At 49.2% G+C, this 21,699-nt stretch carries 14 protein-coding genes; 7 read left to right on the plus strand and 7 right to left on the minus strand.

Features of this window, described 5'->3' with window-relative positions; translation table 11 throughout:
- Window positions 1-101 precede the first annotated feature (101 nt).
- The 7 genes from PKI34_02645 to PKI34_02675 form a co-directional block, all read right to left on the minus strand.
- On the minus strand, window positions 102-2,015 hold the full coding sequence (locus PKI34_02645) for a T9SS type A sorting domain-containing protein (GenBank protein ID HNS16703.1): 1,914 nt from the start codon (window positions 2,013-2,015) through the stop codon (window positions 102-104).
- 165 nt (window positions 2,016-2,180) lie between these two features.
- Window positions 2,181-4,703: a glucoamylase family protein gene (locus PKI34_02650; protein HNS16704.1), complete on the minus strand. Its 2,523-nt coding sequence runs from the start codon at window positions 4,701-4,703 to the stop codon at window positions 2,181-2,183.
- Window positions 4,704-4,836: 133 nt separating this feature from the next.
- On the minus strand, window positions 4,837-5,895 hold the full coding sequence (locus PKI34_02655) for an Ig-like domain-containing protein (protein ID HNS16705.1): 1,059 nt from the start codon (window positions 5,893-5,895) through the stop codon (window positions 4,837-4,839).
- A gap of 31 nt (window positions 5,896-5,926) precedes the next feature.
- Window positions 5,927-7,468: a RagB/SusD family nutrient uptake outer membrane protein gene (locus tag PKI34_02660; GenBank protein ID HNS16706.1), complete on the minus strand. Its 1,542-nt coding sequence runs from the start codon at window positions 7,466-7,468 to the stop codon at window positions 5,927-5,929.
- 18 nt (window positions 7,469-7,486) lie between these two features.
- Entirely contained in the window at window positions 7,487-10,537 is a 3,051-nt protein-coding gene (locus tag PKI34_02665; GenBank protein ID HNS16707.1) for a TonB-dependent receptor, read from the minus strand.
- A gap of 139 nt (window positions 10,538-10,676) precedes the next feature.
- Window positions 10,677-11,519 carry a hypothetical protein gene (locus PKI34_02670; GenBank protein ID HNS16708.1) on the minus strand — a complete coding sequence of 281 codons (843 nt, stop codon included), beginning with the start codon at window positions 11,517-11,519 and terminating at the stop codon, window positions 10,677-10,679.
- A gap of 15 nt (window positions 11,520-11,534) precedes the next feature.
- A complete protein-coding gene (locus PKI34_02675) occupies window positions 11,535-12,713 on the minus strand; it encodes a DUF362 domain-containing protein (GenBank protein HNS16709.1) in 1,179 nt (392 codons plus the stop codon).
- Window positions 12,714-12,820: 107 nt separating this feature from the next.
- Here PKI34_02675 and ffh point away from each other — a divergent pair, with 107 nt between their 5' ends.
- The 7 genes from ffh (at window position 12,821) to thrS (ending at window position 21,670) form a co-directional block, all read left to right on the plus strand.
- Window positions 12,821-14,164 carry a signal recognition particle protein gene (gene ffh / locus PKI34_02680; protein ID HNS16710.1) on the plus strand — a complete coding sequence of 448 codons (1,344 nt, stop codon included), beginning with the start codon at window positions 12,821-12,823 and terminating at the stop codon, window positions 14,162-14,164.
- A 40-nt stretch (window positions 14,165-14,204) separates the two neighbouring features.
- Window positions 14,205-15,086 (plus strand): bifunctional methylenetetrahydrofolate dehydrogenase/methenyltetrahydrofolate cyclohydrolase FolD, encoded by an 882-nt coding sequence (folD, locus tag PKI34_02685; GenBank protein HNS16711.1) that lies wholly within the window; start codon window positions 14,205-14,207, stop codon window positions 15,084-15,086.
- Entirely contained in the window at window positions 15,083-15,715 is a 633-nt protein-coding gene (locus PKI34_02690; GenBank protein HNS16712.1) for a 7-carboxy-7-deazaguanine synthase QueE, read from the plus strand. The genes folD and PKI34_02690 overlap by 4 nt, the downstream gene beginning before the upstream one ends.
- A gap of 44 nt (window positions 15,716-15,759) precedes the next feature.
- Complete coding sequence (locus PKI34_02695) at window positions 15,760-17,679, plus strand: OmpA family protein (GenBank protein HNS16713.1); 1,920 nt, start codon at window positions 15,760-15,762, stop codon at window positions 17,677-17,679.
- An 89-nt stretch (window positions 17,680-17,768) separates the two neighbouring features.
- Entirely contained in the window at window positions 17,769-18,617 is an 849-nt protein-coding gene (speB, locus tag PKI34_02700; GenBank protein HNS16714.1) for an agmatinase, read from the plus strand.
- Between the two features lie 16 nt (window positions 18,618-18,633).
- Window positions 18,634-19,656, plus strand: a complete 1,023-nt coding sequence (locus PKI34_02705) for a deoxyhypusine synthase (protein ID HNS16715.1) — start codon at window positions 18,634-18,636, stop codon at window positions 19,654-19,656.
- 64 nt (window positions 19,657-19,720) lie between these two features.
- Entirely contained in the window at window positions 19,721-21,670 is a 1,950-nt protein-coding gene (gene thrS / locus PKI34_02710) for a threonine--tRNA ligase (GenBank protein HNS16716.1), read from the plus strand.
- The last annotated feature ends 29 nt before the right edge of the window (window positions 21,671-21,699 follow it).

A 21,699-nucleotide genomic window follows, 5' to 3' on the forward strand; every position in this document is an offset into this window, starting at 1 on the left:
TTGAATGATTTACAAGTTTTTGCCTGTGTGTTTATGAAAGATTCATCACAAAAAAAGGCTGTCCCCTGTAGGAGACAGCCTTTTAACGGTGTTGTAAACCTTTAGTATACAATCACTTTACTGAAACCGACGCTTCCCGAATGATCCTCAACTGTGATGATATAGATTCCGTTGATCAGGCCTGTGGTGCTGATGATGGTCTGACCGGCCGGTACATCCTCCATTGAGATGACCACCTGGCCTGTGACGTTACGGAATTCGACCCTTCTCAGTTCCGTATTGTTGGACAGGTTGACATAGGTATTGCATGGATTCGGATAGATGGACACATCGATCGTATTGTGTTTTCCAATGCCCGTGCCATGGGGATTTGGGTCATTGTTGAAGATAATATCGTCAAAATAAATGAGAATATCATCGGTGATGGACAACGGATCTTCAAAATCGGGCATAAAAGCCACAACAGGGTATGCACCACTTGCCATCGTTGAGAAATCAAATACCATATCCTGCCATTGATCGGTGAGATCCTGCGTATTGGTGCTTGCAATTTCCAGATTTCCGCCGGGTCCGCCTTCGATTTTGAATTTAATAGGGCTGAGCCGGGATTTCCAGACTTTCACATGGCAATACTTATTATCTGTGATATCGTTTTGGGGATCCACATTGGCCCAGAAACCACCCCATGGCAGGCCGCCATTGGTTGTGCCACGGCGTGTGAACTGCATGACCTTACTGCTGGTGTTGATTCCGGTTGGATCCGGATTATCGATAATGGAAAAGGTCTCGGATACCGGATGGAGATCCGCATTGTCATAGTCACCGCATCCCATCACGTGCAGTGTGAGTGCACCGGCAGTTCCATCCTCGAAATCGACCATGAGCGGAACAGGAAGTCTGATTGGATTCGGATTATTATTGAAAATAATATCATCAAAATAAATTTCCTGTACGGCACCGGCTGTCAGCGGATCTTCAAAATCGGGCATGAAGGCCACAACCGGATATTCACCGTCCTTGGAAGTGAAATCGAATACGATGTCTTCCCATTCGCCGGTAAGTGTCTGTGCATTCATGCTGACTATTTCCAGGTTACCGGAAGATCCGCCTTCGATTTTGAATTTAAGCGGGCTGATCCTGGGTTTCCAGACTTTCACATGGCAATATTTATTGCCGGTGATATCATTTTTGGGGTCACAGTTAGCCCAGAACCCACCCCAGGGGAGACCGCCTTCGTCAGTTCCACGGCGAAGGAATTTCATAACTTTGGAACTGGTATTGATGCCGTCGGCGTCAGGATTGTCAACCACCATGAACGTTTCAGAAACAGGGTGCAGGGCTTCATTATCCCAGTCACCGCAACCCATCACGTGAAGCGTGAGTGCACCAGCGGTCCCGTCTTCAAAAGTAACCATCAGGGGAGCACTTCCTCCGATGGGATTGGGATCATCGCTGAAGATAATGTCGTCGAAATAAATTTCCTGTACTCCCGTGGCTGTCAATGGATCTTCGAAATCAGGCATTAAAGCCAGGGTCGGATACGTACCGTCCTTCGATGTGAAATCGAATACAATATCTTCCCAGCCGCCAGTGATGGTTTGAGCGTACATACTGGCCGTTTCAAGTGTGCCGGCCGAGCCTCCCTCCAGTTTAAATTTCAGCGGGCTGATGCGGGGTTTCCAGACTTTCACATGAACGTATTTATTGACGGAAATATCCGCATTCGGGTCACAGGATGCCCAGAAGCCCCCCCATGGCATTCCGCCATCTTCGGTTCCGCGGCGGATGAATTTCATGACCTTGCTGCTGGTATTGATTCCTGCAGGATCAGGGTTATCAATGACCATAAAGGTTTCTGTGACCGGATGTAAAGCATCGTTATCCCATTCTCCGCATCCCATGACGTGAATGGTGAGAGGTCCGGTAGTGCCATCTTCAAAGTCGACGAATGTTTGTGCATGCACGAACATCGTTGCTCCGAACAATAAAATGATTGATAGTAAGATTCTTTTCATACGTCTTGGATTTTGGTTAATGATAAGGATTTAAACATTGCTCAAATATACGAAATATTTCAGGGAAAAATAAGTTCAGGAGCGGATTTTAACAGATTAAATGATTGACTTTCTGTTTATGGCACCGTATTATTGGCATGTTCCGTGAACGAAGAATCTCGTAAGTCAATACTTTAATAATTTTGTTACACCTATATTACGATCATTCTCAAGTATATAGATGAAATATATTCCGGCTGGGACTCCGGCCAGATCGATCACGATTAAATTATTTCCCTGGCCACAGCAAAGACCGGAATAAGGTGACCTGATCTTTTGACCGGTCAGGCTCACAACGTCAATATCAACAGTCTTTTCTTTTTTGAATTCAAGGTTAAGCAATGTGTTTTCGCTGGCCGGGTTGGGAGAGCAGGATAGGGAAAGCATTCCGGATCCATATCCCGGATCATTGACCGCAAAAGGATCATCGGTAAAACCGATGGATTCCAAGGCCGGGCCGATCTCGGGGTTTGCCATGAATTGATTCCATAGGAGCCCGCTGCGGTGGTTTTCGATCATGCAGATGATGGGTCCCTGGTCGATGGCCAGGTAGGAATCAGCATACCAGTTCTCCTTCACGTTGAAAGCATCGTAAAATCCAAAGGGTCCCCAGAGATCCGCTCCGCGGTCTCGGTAAAAATGTTTCAGGGCGGCCAAGGATTCATCCGGGGTGTAGGGCATCGAAGACAAAGCTGCCGACGGAGTGATGGTGCCATTATCACGTGAGGTGATCGGCTCGTGGACACTGTAGCCAAACGGATCATCGCTGGCCGTCAATCCCCAGCAGGAGGCGCTGTAGTTTGGATAATTTTCGGGGTTGTCGATGCAGTACGCCCGGTTAATCAGGCTCATACTCTTATTGTTGTTGAAATAATTGGCATATTCATCCTTTTTGTTCCTGGGATCGAACCCAAGGAAGGAATAATGGGCAAAGAAGAGCGGTCCGCCGTAATCCCAGCCAACATCCAGTTTGTAACCGTAAAAGGATTTCCCGTTCACATAGTACGAACTTGAAGCCCAGCCCGTATTCCAGAGGCTGGCCGGGACACCGTGTGTCGGGGAAGCGACCGCCAGGACATAGACGATCATAGCTTCATTATAGCCTTTGACCTGCATATTCATCTGCCAGCCGTAGCTGGGTGACCAATGCCAGTAAAGTACATTGCTGTTGTTCCGGCGGTACCAGTCCCATTCCATCGTTTCCCAGAGTTGTGTTATGGTTTCCCTGATGGTTTGCTCATCCGGTGAGTTCTCATCAAAATATTGTTTTGCTGCGAGCAGGCCCTGGAACATGAAGGCGGTCTCGACCAGGTCGCCGCCATTGTCGTACGTGCTGAAAGGGATGACATCCCCCGAGATTCCGTTCATCCAGTGCGGCCAGGCACCGTGAAACCTGTCAGCGGCTTCCAGGAAGTTCACAAGGGTGAGCATCCTTTCAACACCCTGCTGGCGCGTGATGAATCCCCGTTCAATGCCAACCAGGATGGCCATCACTCCAAAACCGGAACCTCCTGTGGTGACAACATCTCCGGAGTTGTTCCGTTCGCGGGCCAGGCCGCTGACCGGATGAGCAAAATCCCAGAAGTACCGGAAGGTGGCTTCCTCCACCATGTTCATCAGCTCATCATCGGTCATGTCGTAGGTAGCGGTGGCAACCGGTTCCGTGAAATCAGAGGGTTGATTGGCGTCATTCAGGGCATTGATCTTATACAACAGGCTCAGATTTGTTCCCAGGGATCGAACAAAGTCTGTAAAATAAGCGGTTGTTTTGCTGACTATTCCTGCTTTTATCCAGGAAGCTCCGCTGTCTTTTGAGCGGAATATTTCATAACCATTCAGGTTCGTTTCCGTATTCGGTTCCCACGTTAGGTAAACGTGGCTATCGTATCCCTTTGCTGTAAGCCCTGTCGGCGTGGCAACCGGTGGAGAACTGCCATCCCCCACCTGCACCCTGACATCGTCAATGAACAGGGTATGTTCCGTGTTGTCCGTCAGGTTCTGACCCCATCCTACGGTCTTGATCCGGGTAAAATCCACCGGATCACCGGCTGAGAAAAAGAGTTCCATGGGGACTGTGATCCGTACCCAGTCCCCGGGAGGCAGATCATTGGAGTAAGGTGTCAGGCTGAACTGTGTCGTGGTTGCATTGTTTACATCCTCAAGAAACACGGAGGGCAGATATTCCTTTGCCAGTCCATCAGGAGCGTGAAGGTAAAATGACAGCGTATCGGTCTGGGTGAGGTCTTTGGCTGTCCAGTCCATACCGGCAGCGATGGCGTGCCAGTAACCGCCTGCAGCCGACTTCCAGTGAAGCCGGAGGGAATTCATGCCCTGCTGAGCCTGTGTCACGGTTTCAACGGGAAACCGGTGGCCGTCATAACCTGCCAGCTCAAGATAACTCGGCGTTGTCAGCACCAGCCAGCTGTAATCATAATAGTCATCCAACGGGCTATCCTGGAAGTAGTAATAAGACTGTGCGGTGGCATTTATGCTCAGAAACAGCGGTAGGATGAAAAAGAGAGGAGAGAGGAGAGAGGAGAGAGGAGAGAGGAGAAAGGAGAGAGGAGAGAGGAGAAAGGAGAGAGGAGAGTGGAGAAAGGAGAGAGGAGAAAGGAGAGAGGAGAAAGGCTGGAGGAAGGATGATTTCATGATTGATTGAATTGGGTTATTGGCATAAGTATATGCAAAGTTAAGGACATTACTGGTTGAAGCAGCGTCTGGCCGATAAGAAAATACCCCAGGAGCGTGGTTGCATCCTGGGGTATTTTTTACAAGGATTTTGCTATTTTACAGCGAAAAGGCTCTGTACCTCTTCAGCCGTGAGGGCCTTGGTAAAGAAGTGCATTTCGTCGTACAGGCTGAGGTCAGAATAATGTTCCCAGTATCCGAAATTGGGCATTCCGGATGCAATGGATATCGAAGTGCAGTCCGTCCAGGAAATTTGGGCATCAATATCCTGCTCCACCGCAATTGCTCCGTCAATGTAGATGGTTGTGTGGGTGGTGGAGATGGAAAGGACGATATGCATCCAGTCTTGTGTGGGGGGAACGGTCGTGACGGGATTGATCCAGACCTCGGCTTCCCCGATGCCAAAATTCAGTCCGATATTCTGATTATCGCCGCTGTTTTCACGGAAAAGGCGCAGTCCTGAATTTCTGCTTTCACCGGGAGGGCTGATGGCCAGGATGCCTCCTCTCGGAGGATCGGCATTGATCTTATACCAGAAGGACACACTGAATTCGGATCCCTTTGTTACGCTATCAGCAGGGTATGTCAGATAGGCATCTGTTGCCCCGGCGTAGGCTTCACCCACTTTACCCGTGGCAAAGCCTGGTGTCCCTTCAAGTGCAGCCGGAGTTTGGGAGATCAGATCAATACTATGACCGTCAAAAGGAAAGTATAACACTTCCCCATCCAGTGGCTCGTAGGTTGGGATGGTGATCTTTGAAAAGTTGACCGTTTTGGTTTCGTTTTTTCCGGTCAGGTCTTCGGCTCTGACCGTAAGTGAGTGGTCTCCGTCCGTCAGTTCCGTGTAGTCATAAGCAATGTCAGCTCTCCTGTAGTCCTTAAAGGATGACAGGGAAGCGATTTGCTCACCATCTAACTGAAGGGTGACGGATTTAAGTTCAATGTCATCGGTGGCTATTACGTGGATGGTAAGGGTTGCCACTTCTTCTGATGCCTGAATGACTTTCCCTTCTGTAGGAAAGTTGATAGTGACCTGGGGCACGGATACATCATTTGCTGTCGGGACCTTTTTGATCGGATCAAGATAATCCTCGCAGGATGCTGCCAGCAATGCCACCAGGAAAAAGGTAAATATGGTTTTTATGGATTTCATTTCTTGTGATTTTTAATGTTTAAACATTGGTCTACTTCTGAAGAACCGGAAGCTGGTCCACCTGGTTCTGCGGGTAAGGCAGGAATGTCTTTGTAGCGGGGTCAAATCCTGTTCTTCCATCATAATTCAGTTCGTTTGCTTTTCCAAGCCTTACCATGTCATAGAAGCGCGTTCCCCATTCCATGGCAAGTTCGGCGAACTTTTCATCCATTACCTGGTCATTGGTCACACCTGAAAGATTTGACAAACCGGCTCTTGCCCTGACAGCATTCACCGCCGCATCTGCTGAACCTGCTGATCCTGAAGCTCCCTGTGTCAGTGCTTCCGCGTACATCAGCAGAATCTCGGCATAACGAATGCAGGTGAAGTTTTTATTTGTTCCGTAAGTGGTTCTGCCAGGTGTCAGTTGATCCGAGGGAAGGTAATGTTTTCCGCTGACAAACATTTCGCGGGCAAAATCATTGATGATGTCTCCGGATCGGGTGGTATTGGATATCCAGGAAGGAAGACTGGCATAATTGGGATCTTTTTGAATCTCCGTAATGCCCTTGTTAGTAAATAATACACTGGTTTCCAGTCGGATTGTTTCACCCCGGTCGAGCATGAACTTGATCCATTTCATACTCGGTTCGTAGAACCCCCATCCATCACTGGCGCCTTCAACTTTTGGTGTCCAGCCCTGAGGGCCAAAGAAAGCGTACAGGTAATAGTAATTGTCACCGGATGGTTGCCCCAGATCAGAGTATTGCATCTCCAGGAGGTTTTCGTCATTCAGCTTGCCTTTGATCTTGAAGAGTTCGTAGAAATCAGGCTCAAGCGAATAGGCACCGGAGTTGATGATCTGGCTTGCGGCATCTGCAACGGCCTGGTAGTTTTTTAGTTCAAGATTGGCCAGTGCCTTCAGGGCGTAAGCGGTGAATTTGGTCACGCCGCCGGGAATATCGGTACGTTCGTTGGGATGCTGGGCAGGCAGATGCTGGATGGCCTCGTCCATCCAGCCGGAAATCATCTGCATGATCTCATCCTTTGAGGACAAGGGGGTGACCAGTAATTCAGCCGGATCCGAACTCGGTGGAACCGGCAGGGCACCCCATACACGGCTGACCTGGAACAGCCACCAGGACTTCAATACCTTGGCTTCTGCGATGTACTGGTCAGCAAGTGTCTGTGAAGCTCCAGCCTCCTGATAGAGTGCGATTTGTTCCATGGCTGAGTTGGCGGTGAACATGTTCTGGTAGTAATTTTGCCACAGCGAATTGTACATCCAGTAGTCTTTATTGTAATTGTACCTGTCGGTTTCGGCAAAATCCTGCTGGTCGCCCTCTCCTCCGGAATTGACATCATCGCCCCTGACCGAGATCAGCGGGAAATTCTCCCACCCGACATCGACTGCATTCAGTTTTGAATATGCGCCTATCAGAGGTTGAATCATGTTCTTGCTTTGTGTGTAATCAGTTTCTTCTGTAAACGCCTTATTTTCAGGAGGTTCATCGAGATACTTCTCGCACCCGGTGTAGGTGAAAATGACCAGGAGTGCACACGTGGTGAATATGAGGAATTTAGTTGGTTTCATAGGTGAATGATTTTTTGATTAAAACTTGACATTGAGACCTAATGTATAGACCGCGGCAACAGGATAGGTCTGGGAATCCCAGCCGTTGGCCACTTCAGGTGTAAATCCGTTGTACTTGAACAGTGACAAAGGACGTTCAGCGGTGAAGTAAATCCTGGTTACGGGGAAATTACCCTTTAGCCATCCACCGCTGTTGAGTGTATAACCAAGTTGGATGTTCTGTATACGGAAGAAAGAGCCATCTTCAATAAAATAGTCGCTCATCTTCTGGTTCCATCCTCTGCGCAGACCTGAGGAAGATGGGTACTTGTCAGAAGTTCCCTCACCGTGCCAGCGGTTTTCGGCCAGATCGGCATCCAGGTTCCCGTCTGATGTCCAGATGATTTCACCACGTTTGCGGTTGAGGACTTTATTACCGGTCTGACCGTAAACACTTAATGAAAAGTCCAATGCCGAAAATTTGAATCCGATGTTCCCGCCATAGATAAAGCTGGGGAAATAGGATCCCAGGATCACGCGGTCATCGTCATCGATTTTTCCGTCCTTGTTTTGATCTTTATACTTAAAATCACCAGGGACCAGCCCATTTTCAGCAGCAAACGGATCGGCCGTGATTTCCGCCTGGTTCTGATAAACGCCAATGACTTCACGGCCGTAGAATGCCATCAGTGGTTCACCAACATAGGTGCGTTGCCTGAATTCAGCGGTTCCGCCATCAATGTAGTCCTGGCCATAAAGATCCGTTGCCTCATTCTTCAATGTTGAGAAGTTGGCTCCCACATTGTAGGTGAATTTCTGGCTTACTTTGTTAGTCCAGTCAAGGGCAAGCTCGATACCGGAATTGCGGATCGTGCCGACCGGTTTCAAAACGCTTCCGCCCACCGATGGGATCATCACCGGTATGGCTGCGTTCTTGGTGTCGCGGGTGTACCAATCGAAATCAGCCGAAAGTCTTTCGTCAAGGAACCTTGCCGTGAAGCCAATGTTGGTCTCCTCGGTCAGTTCCCATTTAAGAACGGAGAAATCACTGGAAACGATGGTTCCGTAATACACGATTCCATTCAGGGTAGTGGTCACAACATTAGTAGTGTAGGCGCCGTCACTGGCCGGGATCTTATCGTTCCCAAGCCTGCCCCAGCTGGCTCTCAGTTTGAGGAAGTCGATCGCGCCGATCCCTTTCATGAAGGTTTCTTCTGAGATCACCCAGCCTGCTCCGAAGGTCGGGAAGTACCCCCAGGTTTCCTGGTACTTGTTGCTTCCGTCGGCACGGAAAGTGGCGTAAAGCAAGTATTTATTGCTGTAATTATAGGCAACCCTGCCAAAATAGGACATCCCATACTCCCTCAAACCCCCGTCGGAAACTGCTTCGCTGACGATAGCCGTTGCCTGGTCAATGTACCAGGATTGCTCCATATCCGTAGGAAAGTTTTTACCCTGCGCCCTGAGCAGCTGATACCCTTCATCCCTGAAAGAGGTGCCAGCCATTACCGTCAGGTTATGGTTGCCGAATGCCTCGGTAAACGTGAGGACGTTGTCCCATATATTGTCGTTATAGTTGGTCAGGGCACGTGTGATGGTGGCATCCGGATTCTGGAAACCATCGTCTATATACCAGGGCAGATTGACTACCCGCTGGTCGATGGACTGGAAGGCATAATTGTAGGTGGTCTTGAAGGTCAGGGTATTGGGAAGGATGTTGAACTCCAGGTAAAAGTTGGAGGTCAGCTTTTTGATCTTCATGCGGTCAATGTTATATTCCATTGAGGGGAACGGGTTCTGGCCTGACCGGTAGCCGATCGAACGGGCACTGGCGTAGCTGGTGGGCCAGGCTGCGGTATTGAGTGTATCATAGACCGGCATGACGGGAACTGCAAAATACGCATCGTTCCAGGCATTATATGGAGCGTTGTATTTCAAGGCATTGCTGAAAATAAGGTTCCCGCCTATTGTCAGCCAGTTGGTGGCTTTCAGGTCAAGCTTTGTACGCAGATTGAAACGTTCATATTTGTTTTCCATGTCCATGATCCCGTCCTGAAGGAAATAATTACCTCCAATCGAATACTTGGCTTTTTCGGTTCCGCCCGAAAAATCGAGGCTGTGATTGGTGATGGGCGCCGGGCGCAGGATTTCGCTGTACCAGTCGGTATTGGGTTCAGGTATGCTGGGATCGACCCTGCTTCTTCCATAACGCTGCATGGCATTCAGGATGAACGTTGCATCAGCTTCCGATCCTGACTCCATGGCCATTGTGGTGAACTGCTGTGAGTTGGCCATTTTGACCACATTCTGTGCGACCTGGTAACCGAAGTACCCATCGTAGGTGACCTGCGTCTTCTGATTGTAGGCACCCGATTTGGTCTCGATCAATACGACCCCGTTGGCAGCCCTGACACCGTAAATGGCAGCTGCGGAGGCATCCTTCATCACCGACATTGACGCGATATCCGTTGGATTCAGGAAGTCAATGTTGTCAAAGAACATCCCGTCGACAATGTAAAGGGGTGACTCAGAATCCCTTCCGGGAAATGAGCCGATGCCACGTATTCTGACCGTAGGCTGATCTCCCGGACCACCACTGGTCACCACCTGTAAACCCGCCACCTTGCCCTGCAAAGCCTGGATGGGCTGGGAAGCAACTGTTTTTGTCAGATCCTCAGCTTTGACTGTCGTAATGGAAGAGGTCAGGTCCTTGACTTTTGTGCTCCCGTATCCGACAACAACAACACCTTCCAGGGAGGTTTTCGTCGGAATCAACTGGATGTTGAAAATATTTTGACTGCCGATGGCAACTTCCTGGGACTCAAATCCCACAAAGCTAACAATCATCGTGGTCTCGTCGGGAGTGACACCCAGGCTGAACCTGCCATCCAGATCCGTAGCCGTACCCTTGGATGTGCCCTTGATCAGAACCGTGGCTCCCGGTAGGGTCTCATTCGTTTCCAGGTCGGTGACGGTGCCGCTGATGGTCCTTTCCTGCCCGAAAACAGCCGTACAGGCAACAGCCAGCAAAAGCATCAGGATGCTTTTAACCCGGCTAAATGCTTGTTTTCTTGGTAGATAGTTCTTCATAATGCGTTAGTTTAGGTTTGACTGGTCGATGTTTAAGGATATCCAGAGGATCGTTGTATTGTTTATGATGAAAATGATGTCAGTTTTCAATACGTTGATAGATACAAACCAAAGTTATAAAAATTTAATTAATGAATGCCTAATCCCATTCGAAGTGCCGGAGATCGGGCAGAAGCATAACCGAGTCAGCTTTGTTCCCCATCATAAACAGCAGGCTGAATGGATCAAGCCTCTTTTGAAGCATCATTTTGTGTTCTCCTTCTTCCTCCCATTGTACAAGGTTTTTCCCCAGCACATTTTGACTCACCGGATCCTTGAAATCAACCCTGGCCAACACCGATGGCCCGTGCTGCCCTTCCAGAGGCAAAAGAAACAGGCTAAACGCCTGGAAAGGCTCAAAAAGACCGGAAAGGGCGGGATAACCATTCAGGATCCCAAGAGGCCCTTCCAGGTATTTCACCCGGTTACGGACCTCTTGACCGGTGAAGAATTCGGGTAAAGGAATTGAATCTGATAGATATCTGTGCTGAAGGGACTGCAGCTGTTTAGTGGCAATCTGTGCAAAGGCTTCGCTGCCCTCCTGGTCGGAGAGGACCAGGTAATATTTTCCCAGGACGGCCAGAACCTGGTACGGAGAGATACAGTGCGGGATCGCCAGTGAATCATTTAAGGTGCAACGATACCGGTTGACGGAAAAAATCCCGAACGCTGCCCTGCTGTCCTCCATCCAATAGGCTTCTGCCGTGAAAGGATGACCATCCAGAAGGATATCCTGAACATAAACACGTTCAAACCCATATTCCATGTAAATATCCGCACCGCCATCGATATATCCCCACAAGCCTGAGCCCTCAAAGATACGGGTCTTGATCACTTCCCTTCCATTCCCCGGATCGCTTTCCAGTGGAAATAAATTCTCCTGTCCGATGGTCAGTGAACCAGCGAATAAGAATAGCGGCAAAAGCAAACCACCCCTTATCATTCTCTCAATTATTTTTCACACCATCTGGATGATCTTCACCCCGATCCTATCCAGATCGGCAATCCCCAATCCCAGGTCCTGTGCCATGTTCATGAATTGCCTTGCCCGGGGCTGATCTTCTGACTGTATTCCCTCATCGATCCTCTTTTTGAGAACGACCTCATAGCCGATCCGGTCAACAGCAACCGGGTCGGTCCCTACCAGCAATGTCTTGTAATCAGTGATGAACTGCGGATTGGCGCCCGGACCTCCGTTGAAGCAACCCCGGATCCCATCGGCTATGTTCAGCACCACCTTGTCCCTGATGGGCGGAAAGGCGCATACCTGGGCGCAGGTCTCGCTCCACAGGTCTTTGTGCAGGCGTCCTGTATTGGAAATGCATCCGTAAGCCAGGTTCTTCAGGCACAACGTTACCGATGCACCTGCATTCTTTAAGATGGGGATGTTGATGATCTTGTCGAGCTGCTGGGTGCAGATCTTGCTGAAGTAGGAATACTTGCCGCTGTTCACCATATAGGGAATGGTGTAGGCATCATACTCTTCCTCCACCTCCGCCCAGTAATACCAGTCCTTGTCGATCATTTTTTCTCCGTAGAGTACACCATCAGCATCGTAAAATGATCCGGCAGCATCCTGCTGTTCGGTACCGGTGATTCGGATACCCGGATAGTTTTCCGCGGTGAAACCTGCCTCGTGCAGCTCAAATTCGCGTCTGTCCCAGAGCACGATCTGTTCTCTTGGAATGCCTGCACCTTCCAGTTGAGCGATCACAGCCCTGACGATCTGATGGCTGGTTGAGAGAAGCTTACCAGCGACAGGATTCACTTTAAGGCCGATCCTGTCCTGGGGCGAAACAAAATGAAGCCAGGCATCCCGGAGGGTAGTGAGACCAGTGAGCTCGAGCATGGCTGTTTCAAGCATTCGATCGACGGCCTGCTGGTCAGGTTCATTTTCAGCCATACAATTTTCGTGGTACACCTGGACGACCTTTCCAGGATATTTGCCGGGCATTGAATCCGGTGTCCTATCATAGGTCAGGGCATCCTTCACATTGGTTGCAGGTTTGACCTTTGGCTGGGGATCCTGCGACCATCCCTTTTTTGAGATCAATGGGGTCAATGCTGCACCCAGCCCCCCGGCTGCAGCCAGGTTAAAGAAACCCCTCCTGCTTAATTTTGATGAATTTTTACCCATGATGAAACTGGTTTTCGATTGACTGCCAAATATACTAAAATGTCGATTTTAGTACGTTAGAAAGTATTAATTTTGCCCCCTGAAAATAGTACAGAAACAACGCAAGAATGTTTGAGAGTTTAAGCGACCGCCTTGACAGGGCTTTCAGGATCCTCAAGGGACAGGGATATATTACGGAGATCAATGTAGCCGAGACGCTTAAGGATGTCAGGAAGGCCTTGCTGGATGCCGATGTGAGCTTTAAAATCGCCAAACAGTTCACCGACCAGGTGAAAGAGAGCGCCATGGGGCAGAAGATCCTGACCGCGGTATCTCCGGGTCAGCTCATGATCAAGATCGTGCACGATGAGCTGGTACGTCTCATGGGTACTGAGAAGGCGGACATCGAGCTGAGAGGAACTCCCTGCGTGATACTGATTGCCGGTTTGAACGGTTCGGGAAAAACGACCTTCAGCGCAAAACTTGCCAATTACCTGAAGACGAAAAGAGGAAGAAGACCCCTGCTGGTGGCGTGTGATGTCTATCGTCCGGCCGCCATCGAGCAGCTCAAGGTCCTTGGCAGTCAGGTCAATGTGGATATTTACACCGAGGAGGATAGCAAAGAACCTGTTAAGATTGCCAGGCGTTCCATTTCCTTTGCCCGCGAGAAAGGATATAACACCGTCATCATTGATACGGCAGGACGGCTTACGCTTGACGAGGAAATGATGAAGGAGATCGCAGCCATCAAGGATGCGGTTGATCCGCAGGAAACTTTGTTCGTGGTGGATGCCATGACTGGGCAGGATGCCGTGAACACTGCCAAAGCTTTTAACGACCGCCTGGATTATGACGGGGTGGTCCTGACCAAGCTGGACGGTGACACCCGGGGAGGCGCAGCCCTCACGATCAAGGCTGTCGTCGACAAACCGATCAAGTTTGTCGGGATCGGTGAGAAAATGGAAGCGATCGACCTGTTCTATCCCAACCGCATGGCCGACAGGATCCTGGGAATGGGTGACATTGTTTCTCTGGTGGAAAAAGCACAGGAGCAGTTTGATGAGGAAGAAGCCCGGAAACTGCAAAAAAAAATAGCCAGGAACCAGTTCGATTTCAACGATTTCCTTGCCCAGGTAAAACAGATCAAGAAGATGGGGAATGTCAAGGACCTGATGAGCATGATCCCCGGTGTGGGAAAAGCGCTGAAAGATGTTGACCTGGATGATAATGCCTTCAAAAGCATCGAGGCCATCATTTATTCCATGACACCGGATGAACGCATTGATCCGGCCCTGCTGAACGGCAGCAGGCGCAAACGCATCTCCCAGGGGAGCGGTACCTCCATTCAGGAGGTGAACCGCCTGATCAAACAGTTTGAAGACACACGCAAAATGATGCGTAAAATGACGGAAAGCAAAGGGAAAAACATGATGCAACTGGTCCGCACTACCAGGAACATGAGAAGAATGTAATGCCCTGGGTCTGCTTAAAAATGATTTAATTTACTGACCGATGGAGCTAATGAATGGTAAACAGGTTGCCTCGGAGATCCGTGCCGGGATTGCCCGTGATGTGGCTCGTTCCATAGATGATTTTGGCATTTCCCCGCATCTTGCCGCTGTCCTTGTCGGAGAAGATCCCGCCAGTGAGACGTATGTTAAAAACAAGGAAAAAGCCTGTCAGGAAGTCGGAATAACATCATCCGTTTACAAATATCCCTCCGGCCTTTCGGAGAAAGAGCTGCTGAAGGTCATTGATTTTATCAATAGGGATGAGGACATCCACGGGCTGATCGTACAGCTTCCCTTGCCTGATCATATCTCTTCGCCAAAAATCATCCAGGCAATTGATCCTGCAAAGGATGTTGACGGCTTTCACCCGTTGAACATCGGCAGGATGGTCCAGGGCATGCCTGCTTACCTGCCTGCAACACCTTACGGGATCATCAAACTGCTGGAATACTATCACATCGAAACCGAAGGGAAACACTGTGTCGTTCTGGGCAGAAGCAACATCGTCGGTACTCCGGTAAGCATTTTACTTTCCCGTAAATGTTACCCGGGAAATTGTACGGTGACCCTCTGTCACAGCAAAACACGCCATCTGGAGGAATTGTGCCGGCAGGCTGACATTCTGATCGCTGCAATCGGCCAGCCCCATTTTGTGAAAGGTGATATGGTCAAACCAGGTGCGGTGGTCATCGACGTTGGAATGCACCGCATTCAGGATCCTTCCAAAGCAACCGGTCACCATCTGACCGGGGATGTGGATTTCGATCAGGTCTCCAAAAAATCGGAATACATAACCCCGGTACCTGGGGGTGTGGGACCGATGACCATCGTTGCATTGCTCAATAATACGCTTAAGGCATTTAACAAAGAGATCTACCCTTGACTCCTCACCAACACGAACAACTCCGACAGGGGCTCCTGCTACCGCTGATGGAAGAATTCTATACGCTGCAGGGGGAGGGGATCCATACCGGTAAAGCAGCCTATTTCATCCGCATCGGAGGCTGTGATGTCGGATGCTGCTGGTGTGATGTGAAGGAATCCTGGAATCCGGCCCTGCACCCGCTGACGCCCGCTGATCAGATCATTCAGAATGCGTCAGGCTGCAGGGCAAAGGCCGTTGTCGTAACGGGAGGGGAACCCCTGATGTACAATCTGAATTATCTTTGCAGCGAACTGAAGAAATTCGGTATCAAAACCTACCTGGAGACTTCCGGAACCTATCCGCTGACAGGCAACTGGGATTGGATCTGCTTATCACCCAAGAGGAAAAAAGAGCCCGAAGATTCATTTTTTTCGTGGGCCAACGAACTGAAAATGATTGTCTTTGAGGTGGATGATTTAGAATGGGCAGAGCAACTTTCAAAAAAGGTGAACCCTGACTGCCACCTTCTGTTGCAGCCCGAATGGAGCAGGCGGGAGACCATGATGCCCCTGGTGATCAATTATATCCTGGAAAATCCCCGCTGGCGTATTTCCCTGCAGAGTCATAAATATATGGGTATCCCGTGATGCTGGCTGGTTTAAATAATCGTTTCCGTTTACCAGCCCGGTATTTGGTCCTGCTGACCTGTTTACTTCTGGTTTTCAGTGTGGATGGCCAACAACCTTCAGGCACTTCCTTTAAAAAGGCAAAGAAAGCCTTCTATAAGGCTGAAAACTATTTCAAGGCAGGGGATTTTCCTAAAGCTATTTCGTATGCACAACGAGCTGTTGAACTGGATGATCATTTCACCGAAGGATACCTGATGCTGGGAGATCTTTATTCAGAACTGGACGAATCCCTGCAGTCGGCTTTTTTTTACAAAAAAGCTTCTGAACTGGATCCCGGCTGCTACCCCGATGCCAGGTTGATGGCCGCAAAGGCTGAACTGAAGGAAGGACTTTATTCAGAGGCAAAAATTGATTTGGAAATCTTTCTCGATCAGGAAGGCATTACCGCGGAGAAAAGGCTCCTGGCGGAAAACCTGCTGGAGCGGAGCAATTTTGCCATTCAGGGCATACTTCACCCCGTGCCTTTTAGTCCTGTGAATCTTGGATCAGGTGTCAATTCTTCCTCTGATGAATACATCAATGCGATCACACTGGACAACAGTGAATTATATCTGACAGTGGGCTCCCGGACCGGAGACGGAGAGAAAAAAGGGATCAAAGAGGAAGATTTCTATCTTTCACACGGGGGAGAAGAAGGCTGGGGGAAAAGGGAACCGCTGGGTCCGCCCATGAACACACCTGACAATGAAGGTGCCCTGTTCATTTCACCCGACGGCCGGTACCTGCTTTTTTCCGCCTGCAACCAGCCGGACGGTTATGGGAGCTGTGATCTTTACATTTCTTTCCGTAAAGACAATCGCTGGGGTGAGCCACGAAATCTTGGACCTGTCATCAATTCAGCCTACTGGGAAACCCAGCCCTGTCTGGGTTCCGACGGCCGGACCCTTTTTTTCGTGAGCAACCGGCCTGGTGGGCTCGGGGGATCGGATGTGTGGTATTCTATTTATCTTCCTGATTCACAATGGAGTAAGCCTGTAAACCTTGGAGAAACGGTTAATACGACGGAGGATGAAATGGCACCGTTCATTCATCCCGATAACCGGACCCTTTATTTTTCATCCAGAGGCCATGTCGGAATGGGAGGGTATGATTTGTTTTTATGCCGGAAGGACTCACCTGGGCAGTGGACCGAACCAAAAAACCTTGGATTTCCGATCAATACGCTGGCGGATGAAGTGAACCTGATCGTGGATGCCTCCGGCACTACAGCTTATGTTTCATCGGCTAAAGCCGGAGGACTGGGAGGGATGGATATTTATAAATTCGATCTCTATCCCGAGGTCAGACCCCTGCAGGTGACCTATATGAAAGGAAAGGTTCTTGATGCTGAAACCCTGGAACCTGTCGGGTCAGGGTTCAACCTGATGGACCTGGAGACCGGGCTGACGGTCATCGAATCATTTTCAGACGAACTAACGGGATCTTTTTTGCTTTCGCTGCCCACGGATAAGGATTATGCACTGAATGTGACCGCAAAGGGGTACGCATTTCATTCCGAGCATATTGCGCTGCGCGGCGTAAAGACCTTCGGCGATCCATTACTGATTGACATAGCCCTGAAACCCATCAAGCCTGATCAGGTGATCGTGATGAAGAATATCTTTTTTCAAACCGGTCAGTACCTTCTTGAAAAAGAGTCACTGGCCGAGTTGAATACCTTGATGCTCTTCCTGAACGAAAATCCAGGCGTACAGATTGAAATCCGGGGGCATACTGACCTGGTAGGTACGGAAGAATACAATGCACGGCTGTCATTGATGAGAGCACTTTCGGTTTACCAGTACCTGGTTGAAAATGGAATCCATGCCTCCCGTCTGCAATACAATGGCTATGGCTATTCCATCCCGGTTGCCTCCAATGAGACGGAGGAGGGACGCCGTTTGAACAGGCGGACGGAGTTTCGCATCCTGACGAATCAATGACAATGAACGGGGATTTTTCTTTTGCCGTTGTAAAATAACTGATATATTTGAACTGAACTTGATTTTGAGGTTACATTTAATTCCTGACAATGAATTTTGCTGACATTCCTGATGAATACGCCTCATACGAGCAAGCACGGATCGTGGTGCTGCCGGTTCCCTTTGACGGGACAAGTACGTGGATGAAGGGTGCTGACAAAGGACCTGCCGCCATCTTCGAAGCATCGTGCAATATGGAGCTTTATGACATCGAGACTGACAGCCAGGTGTTTGAAAAGGGTATTTTTCAGGCACGGTCCATTGATACGGCCGAGGATCCCAAAAAAATGGTGAATGTAGTTTACCAGAAAGTCAAACATTACATCAGGGATGATAAATTCGTGGTGCTGCTGGGAGGCGAGCATTCGGTAACGATTGGTTCGGTGATCGCCTTTGCCGAGAATTTCAACGAACTCTGTGTCCTTCAGCTGGATGCTCATACGGATCTGCGGCCTGATTACCAGGACAGCATTTACAACCACGCCTGCGTAATTTCGCGCGTCAGGGAACTGTGCCCGGTCATTCAGGTTGGCATCCGAAGCATGGACATCAGTGAAGTACCTTTTCTTGTTAAAGATAACCTGTTTCTTGCAGAGCACATTCAATCGGGAACCGACTGGATCGAACAGGTAGTTTCACGCCTCACCAGAAACGTTTACATTACCATCGACCTTGATGTTTTTGATCCTTCCATCATGCCCTCCACCGGTACTCCTGAACCAGGAGGACTGCTATGGTATCCGGTCCTGAACCTTCTAAAGAGGGTGGCTGAACGAAACCATATCGTCGGTTTTGACGTTGTTGAACTCTGCCCTGCCGAAAACAATAAGGCGCCGGATTTTCTGGCAGCTAAACTTGTCTATAAACTTCTGAGCTATAAATATTGTTTGACAGATTAAATCAATTGATACTGAAATGAAGAAAAAAGAACTGTTAAAAGAGACTATTGAACACATCGATTTCAAATCGTTTGACTCCACACCCATCATTGAAGCCATGTCCAGGATGTCATTTTCGTCGAGGGATACGGCCAATGCAGCGTTCATTTTCAACCGTATGCTTGCCGACAAAACCTGTTCGGCATGGCTGACCCTGGCCGGCAGCACCAGTGCAGGGGGATGCATGCAGGTGTACGTTGATATGGTGAAACACAATATGATCGATTGCATTGTGGCGACAGGAGCGTCGATTGTGGATATGGACTTTTTTGAGGCGCTTGGTTTCAAGCATTACAGGGGAACCCCGTTCATCAATGACCACCATCTCAGGGAGCTTTACATCGACCGCATCTATGACACCTTCATTGATGAAGAGGAGCTTCAGGTGTGCGATACGACGATCAAAAAGATCGCTGACGCACTGCCTCCCCGTCCGTATTCTTCACGGGAATTCATCCGTGAGATGGGCCGCTACCTGACCGAACATTCCGTGAAAAAGGATTCACTGGTGCAGGTTGCGTTTGAAAACAACGTCCCGATCTTTTGCCCTGCATTCAGCGACAGCAGCGCCGGATTCGGGCTGGCCCTGCATCAATGGGATCACCCCGGAAAACATGTTTCCATTGATTCGGTGAAGGATTTCCTGGAATTGACGAAGATAAAGCTGAATGCCGAAAACAGCGGCCTCCTGATGATTGGCGGCGGCGTACCCAAGAATTTTGCACAGGACACGGTCGTGTGCGCTGAAGTGCTGGGAAAGGATGTGCCCATGCATCAATATGCCATTCAGATCACCGTAGCAGACGCACGTGACGGTGCCTGTTCCAGCTCTACGTTGAAGGAAGCTTCCTCCTGGGGTAAGGTGGAAACAGTTTATGAACAAATGGTCTATGCTGAGGCAACGACGGTACTTCCCCTGATTGCCAGCTATGTGTATCACAGGGGTGAATGGAAGAAGCGCCCCAAAAGGGAATGGACAAAGATGCTGGATGAGGCCTGATGAATCCCGGAGCGGGTAATTAATTTGCGGAAATGTTATATCTTTGCACCCAATTTTTCATGAAATGGACAATTCAATCAAAATAACATTCCCTGATCAGTCTGTAGGATCTTTCCCGGCTGGCATTACCGGCCTGGAGATTGCCCGGGGGATCAGTGAAGGGCTTGCAAGAAATGTACTGTCGGTGAACGTGAATGGTGAGGTCATCGATGCCACACGACCCATAACCTGTGATGCACATATCCAGCTTCTTACCTGGAATGACGATGAGGGTAAGGCAACCATGTGGCATTCTTCCGCACACCTGATGGCCGAAGCGATCGAGAGCCTCTACCCCGGTGTGAAATTCGGGATCGGCCCTGACATCGAAAATGGATTCTATTACGACATTGATTTTTGTGACTACGCAATTTCTGAAAACGATTTCAGGAAGATTGAGGAAAAGATGCTTGCGCTTGCCCGTGAAAAACAGGTATTTGTCAGGAAGGAAGTTTCAAAGGAGGAAGCCCTGGCGTATTTTACGGCCAAGGATGATCCATACAAGCTGGAGTTGATTCAGGACCTTCAGGACGCACAGATCACATTTTACTCATCCGGCAATTTTGTTGATTTATGCAGGGGGCCCCATTTACCGGATACTTCACCGATCAAAGCGATCAAACTTCTCAGCATTGCAGGCGCATACTGGAGGGGAGATGTCAAACGCAAGCAACTGACGCGGATCTATGGGATCACTTTTCCCAAACAGAAAGAGCTGGATGACTATCTGGCCATGATCGAAGAAGCCAAAAAAAGGGACCACCGCCGTATTGGTCGTGAAATGGAACTGTTCACGTTTTCAGAGGCAGTGGGAGCCGGTTTGCCCCTTTGGCTGCCACGGGGCGCCCAACTCAGGGAACGCCTCGAATCCTTCCTGAAAAAACTCCAAAAGGAAGCTGGATACGTCCAGGTACTCACCCCGCATATCGGAAATGTGAACCTTTACAAGATGTCAGGCCATTTCGACAAATATGGCAAAGACTCTTTCCAGCCCATTTCAACACCGGAAGAAGGAGAGCAGTTTTTCCTTAAACCGATGAATTGTCCGCATCATTGCGAGATTTACCGCGACAAGCCCAAATCCTATAAAGATTTACCCTTGCGGATGGCGGAATTTGGGACGGTGTACCGTTACGAACAGCACGGTGAACTGCATGGGCTGACCCGGGTACGGGGATTCACCCAGGATGATGCCCATATCTTCTGTACGCCCGATCAACTGAAGGAAGAATTCATCGGAGTCATCGACATCGTAATGAAAATCTTTAAAGCGCTTGACTTTAAGGAATACATCACGCAGATATCTTTGCGTGACCAGAAGAACAAGGAAAAATACATTGGTACGGATGAGAACTGGGAAAAAGCTGAAAGGGCAATCCAGGAAGTGGCTGTTGAAAAGGGGCTGCCCAATACGGTCGTAGTTTATGGTGAGGCAGCTTTTTACGGACCCAAGATGGATTTCATGGTGAAGGATGCCCTGGGAAGGAAATGGCAGTTGGGAACGATCCAGGTTGATTATAACCTGCCCGACAGGTTTGAACTGGAATACATCGGGAATGACAACCAGCGTCACCGCCCCATCATGATCCACCGTGCACCCTTTGGCTCCATGGAGCGATTCGTAGCCGTCCTGATTGAGCATACGGCCGGGAAATTTCCGATCTGGCTTGCGCCGGATCAGGCTATTATATTGCCTATCAGTGAAAAATACCAGGATTATTCAAAAAAAGTTTTAAAATTGCTGAATAATTACGAAATTCGCGGCCGCATTGACGAAAGGAACGAAAAGATAGGCAAGAAGATCCGTGATGCTGAACTGGCGAAGATTCCCTATATGATTGTCGTGGGCGAGAAAGAAGCGGAACAGGAGTTACTTGCCGTTCGTAAACAGGGAGAAGGCGACCTTGGCACGTTTACTGTCAGTCAGTTTGCTGACCTGATCAAGAATGAAATTCAACACCTTCTTGACAATTGACATCAGGGAAGGAGTATAACCCTTTTCCC

The organism is Bacteroidales bacterium (assembly GCA_035342335.1).
Taxonomy (GTDB): Bacteria; Bacteroidota; Bacteroidia; order Bacteroidales; family JAGONC01; genus JAGONC01.